The sequence below is a fragment of the Dehalococcoidia bacterium genome (genome assembly GCA_028711995.1).
Classification (GTDB): Bacteria; Chloroflexota; Dehalococcoidia; order SZUA-161; family SpSt-899; genus JAQTRE01.
Map to the genome: position 1 here is coordinate 1 of JAQTRE010000178.1, position 4,870 is coordinate 4,870.

Below are 4,870 nucleotides of genomic sequence, written 5' to 3' on the forward strand. Positions count from 1 at the left end.
GCAGACAGGATTTCCCCTGAAAAGGGGTTGTTCAGAGAGCGGAACCACGGAAAACCACACTCCGACGTTATTTTATGGCGGGAATTCCGCTGAATTTATTCTTTGACCGACTTGATCAGAGCTTTCTCAAGATAACGATTGATGCAGTCTCCTTCGATTCCCAGTTCAGTGGGTGCATACAGCCGAACAACGTCGCAATCATTGGGCATTCAATGGGAGGCTACACAGCTCTGGCAGTGGCAGGCGGCATACCTTGGTCTAAAACTCGGCAAAAAGTTGATGTAGTGCCCGATCCGCGAGTTCGGGCGCTTGTCCTATTGGCTCCTGCTACTGCATTTTACTTTCCTAATGACTCGTTGAGCAATGTCACCGTTCCAATTCTCATGCTTGTTGCTGAGCATGATCCAGTTACCCCACGGTGGCAAGCGGACGTGGTGTTGGACCGTGTTCCTGACCGATCTCAAGTCACTTACAGAATAATAGAGAATGGAGGTCATTCCCCCCTCAGGCGAGAAATGCTAATTTTCTTCCATCCACGGACCCGGAGGGTTTTGATCGCGACAAGTTTCATGAGCAGCTTCCCATCGAAGTACTGGAATATCTGGACGAACAGTTGAAAAAATCTTGAGCCTGGTAGGCGATGAAAGACGCCAAAAACTCCGACCCCCAGAGCGGTTTGCTTCCAGGAGCATACCATAGGTGAATGCTATCCCTCAATCCACGCCTCCGCGCGGGAGGCGACAAGCAGGTATCAACGAGTTGCACATGGTGACACTCCCTAGAATTTAGGTTAGCAATGGTACTTCCTTTCTAAAACAGTAACAATATACTATTTGGTAAAACAGCAAAGTTACGAAAAGTGCAGTCGCGAAAAGGTCCGGTGCCGTTTAGACAAGGAGTTCACTGCCTGAGTGTAACCCCACGGGCTCACGCCCGTGGCACCTTGGGGAACAAGCCCTACCTATCGGCATTCACCCACGGGCTTACGTCCGTGGTCCTCTGCCAGCCTTAATAGCCCATTGAATTAAGGAACCATTAGCAACCCTGAAACCACATTGAAGCGAAAAGGTTGAAGAGGTATTTGGATACCAAGAGAGGGCCGTATTTTATACGGCCCTCTCTTATCTTTAGCCTTATTTCCTTTGTTTTACAGGTATCTGTGTGAAGTTGGCTGTGATAGTTTTATTTCCGTTCATGGTGATAGTCGTGCTGGCTGATCTATAATTTGCCACGGCATCGTCGGTCCATTTCACAAACTGCCAGCCAGATGCAGGGATAGCGCTGATGGAGACTACTGCGCCAGAATCGAAGAGACCGGCACCTGCAACAGTACCTTGCCCTGCAGTATTCATGGTCAGGGTTGTTGCGTTGCAGGGTCAATTGAGCCATTGTTGTTCAGCTTGGCGGCAAAGGCATCTGGGCTTGACGTATATGCCCTCACCGGCGAGCCCCAACGATAATTGCTCACACCCGCGATATAGATGTTGCCGCTGCCATCTACCGCGATGCCCCGGCCACAGTCAAGGAATCTCCAATGTGGAGGGCGCTCCGGGAATCGGGTACTTATTCTACATAGCATTCAAAATGGCTTTAATCCAGGGCCAATCAGTCAAATTTTTCAACGCTTTTCTATTGGATGCCAAGTGTGCCAGTCCATGTTCTGCTTGAAGGGTGGCAGCATTGAGTGAATCGAATACCCGGTTTGCGAAATAATCTCGCCGCAGAACATTCCATATCTGTTCCGCCGGATTCAGTTCAGGCGAATAGGGCGGAAGGAACACCAATGCAATATTCTCAGGAACAGGGAGCTCCTTGCCTTTATGCGACGATGCGCCATCCAGTACCATGATCATGGATCATGAAATCTTCCTGATGCCTTTGGCTGACTTGATTCAGAAAACGGCTCATGTTCTCGGTATTCATCTTTTCCGCTGTCATGGAATCAAGGGTGCCATCCCAAGGGCTTACCGCGGCATATTCATATCTGAACTCCCGAACCAACTCCAGCCCAACCTTTGGTCTTTTCGGCGACGGCGCCCAGCAAGCCCGCGGATCACTCATCCGTCCAAACCGGGCTTCATCCTGAAACATGAGACGGACGGGAAGACTCTTTTGATTTTTCAAACAGGCGGTCGCCACCATCTCGGGGAGTTTTTTTTGAACTCATCCTGAATTCCCGGGTCGCTTTTGGGATGCTTCGTGTCCGGCTGTACTTTCCGCCACCCATGCCGCGCCAGCAAACGATAAGTCGTAGACATGGGAATAGAATGTCCTAATCTTTCCACAAGTGCGGCATGGACGGGAGGAACCGAAATCACCCCTCCCTCATTTGCTTTGGCTTCCCAACTGCGGAGAAATTCCCGTTCTTCCTCAGTCGTCATGCAGCAATGGCGGCGACCCCCCCATGCGTTCCGGGTATCTCTATTTTGATTGCGAACACTCTCCCGATTGCGAAAAACTGTTCTTTCACTGATCCCCAGTATGTCGGATGCCTTACCGGCATCCATATTCGCTTCAGCGACCAATAATACGGATAGTGCCTTGCGTAATTCCATAGCTGTTGTAGCCCGATCTCTCAGTTGCCGCGCCCTGGCTATTTCCGCATCGGTAAAACAGGCTGTTCTTGCCATAGATCACCTCCATGACAAGATTATACGTTTATGGCATCTTGATTGCAACTTTTAATAAACCGGACAGGTCAACGATTTGCTATGTACAATTGTTTGTCCGCGCAGAGGAGGCAGCCCAAAAGCGCGCTTGTAGCTCTTTAGATTCATCAACGCCTCATGCCCGATCATTCCCGGGATCTGGCCCAATTGGTTCTCCATGAAGTCATACACCTCAGCCCGATCTTTGAACACCGCTGCTATGCCCAGTTCAAACATTCCCGTGAGCATGATGACCTGCGTCACATTCGGATAGCCGCACAGGGTTTGGGCAACTTCATGAATCCGAGAAGGATCGACTTTCAGTTTTACCGTTATCCATATCTTGTAGCCCAGAGCAGAGAGGTCCGGCACACTGACAATTCGAATAATCCCCTTTTCCAGGAGCGCTTGCAGTCTCTTGCTCACTGTTAACCGGTTTGCCCCCAGATTCTGGGCCAGTTCGGAAATGGTTTCCCGGGGATGCAATTCCAATTCCCCAATCAAAGATTTCTCAAACTCGTCCAGATGGTTCTTGCCGGGATGGCGCTTGATGATATGGCCATTGGCCACCAGACAGGACCAATCGTTTTTGAAGATTTCGAGGACGATCATAGAATCGATGTTGGTGATATCCTTAATGGTACCCAGATCTGTGGAGACAAATCCACCCAGATCTTCAAGGCCTTCGATTGACATCGATACCAACAAATCATAATGGCCCAGGGTTGCGGAAACCATCTTGGAGTAATCCAGGGAAGCGATCATGGTGGCTACCGCATCCACTTTTCCGGGGCGGGTATTTATCCCCAGCAGTACCAGGGTCAGGTAACCCAGGGTTTTGTGATCAGCGATGGTGACGAATGAAATAATCCCTTCATCGAGGAGGTATCGTAATCGCCGCTGTACTGTGGTATGGCTGGTGCCCAGCTTGGCCGCGAGTTCCTTGGCACTTCTTCTGGCATCGACTTCCAATTCACCAATGATCATCAGATCCAGTTCATCCAAGGGCCTTTTTGTGGTTTTCTCACTCATTCCTTGTTCCTGTGAAATCAGTTTCACCCGTAGAATTGATCCATTCCCAATGGAGGTTGGATCTGCGACGGCGTCAAGTGACGCTGTATCCACGCTCTGGGGACTGCCTCCTTCGCACATGAGGCAGTCCCCAGCGAAGAAAAAAGGGGAAGGATATGCCTTCTCAGCGGGCTGGGAGTGTCTGGGTGGCACTTTCGGGCCTGCATGTCAGCTATGTCATCAAACCGGCTGTCTGACTGGTTCGGCACCCTTCCTGCAATCCCTCCCAGTTAGCAACGCTAACCACGATCGCTGGCGCCAAAACCTTTAAGCTGAATAAGATCAGTGTCATATCTGCAACGGTGACCACCGACCTGTTCACCACCCCCGGGACCCTCATCTTGGCCAACCGGCAATTCATTTCTCAAATGCGCAGCGAGGTGGCTGCGGAAGGAGCAGCCCTCTGTAGCACATTCATTGTTGCGTTGCCTGAGAGTTTATCCTTGTCGACGCCTAGTGTTATGTCATATTTGTAATGTCATTCTGAGCGAAGCGAAGAATCTCAATCCCCATCATCGAAGATTCTTCGGTCATCCATACGGATTCCCTCAGAATGACATTGCGCCAGATCATAGTTGACACAACACTAGCCCGGACCATGTGATATTATGTTGTATACCATAACGCGCCGTTTTGTGTAGATTCATAACCGCATGAAATACTTGTCCGAATCAAAACATCAAATGATAAATGAATCACTGCCACTTGCAATGGGAAGCGCTGCTATTTCTCCGGTTCTGACCGCCTGGTGAACATCCCTCTTATGGATTCAACCAGCTTATTCGGGGTAGGAGGCATTGGCTCCGATGGCGGGCCCCCAGCTCTTTTTGCCTGAAATTGCCTCCAGCGCATCTTGATTGTGCCCCATACTCCCAGCGGCAATAGAATGATGATCGCCAGCATAAATATGGCCAAGAATGCCGTGCGCCACTCTTGATTAACCGTGTAGACCTCGGACACTAGCTCCGGCCCCAATCGAACGACCAAAGCGCCGACAATCGGGCCGACCAGGGTACCAATGCCTCCCAGTATCGCCATGAAGATCACATCAAATAGAATGCCCATTCCGAAGATGTTCGGGTCCATGATGCGAATATAATGAGCATAAAGCCATCCGCCCGTGCCTGCTATCACGGCCGAAGCCACAAAGC

Annotated in this window: 7 protein-coding genes; all 7 read right to left on the reverse strand. The window is 50.4% G+C overall.

All coding sequences use genetic code 11. The features are described from left to right. Positions 1-1,354: 1,354 nt before the first annotated feature. Entirely contained in the window at positions 1,355-1,579 is a 225-nt protein-coding gene (locus tag PHV74_14895) for an SBBP repeat-containing protein (protein MDD5095643.1), read from the reverse strand. Beyond that, positions 1,569-1,853, reverse strand: a complete 285-nt coding sequence (locus tag PHV74_14900; GenBank protein MDD5095644.1) for a transposase — start codon at positions 1,851-1,853, stop codon at positions 1,569-1,571. The genes PHV74_14895 and PHV74_14900 overlap by 11 nt, the downstream gene beginning before the upstream one ends. Continuing rightward, positions 1,819-2,091 carry a transposase gene (locus PHV74_14905; GenBank protein MDD5095645.1) on the reverse strand — a complete coding sequence of 91 codons (273 nt, stop codon included), beginning with the start codon at positions 2,089-2,091 and terminating at the stop codon, positions 1,819-1,821. Before PHV74_14905 ends, PHV74_14900 begins: the two co-directional genes overlap by 35 nt. Positions 2,092-2,120: 29 nt before the next feature. After that, positions 2,121-2,630, reverse strand: a complete 510-nt coding sequence (locus PHV74_14910) for a winged helix-turn-helix domain-containing protein (GenBank protein ID MDD5095646.1) — start codon at positions 2,628-2,630, stop codon at positions 2,121-2,123. 51 nt (positions 2,631-2,681) lie between these two features. Continuing rightward, positions 2,682-3,680: an Lrp/AsnC family transcriptional regulator gene (locus tag PHV74_14915; GenBank protein MDD5095647.1), complete on the reverse strand. Its 999-nt coding sequence runs from the start codon at positions 3,678-3,680 to the stop codon at positions 2,682-2,684. Between the two features lie 211 nt (positions 3,681-3,891). Further along, positions 3,892-4,080, reverse strand: coding sequence for a hypothetical protein (locus PHV74_14920; protein ID MDD5095648.1), 189 nt, complete (start codon positions 4,078-4,080; stop codon positions 3,892-3,894). Between the two features lie 362 nt (positions 4,081-4,442). Next, the coding region (locus tag PHV74_14925; GenBank protein MDD5095649.1) for a branched-chain amino acid ABC transporter permease at positions 4,443-4,870 on the reverse strand (428 nt) is incomplete at its 5' end.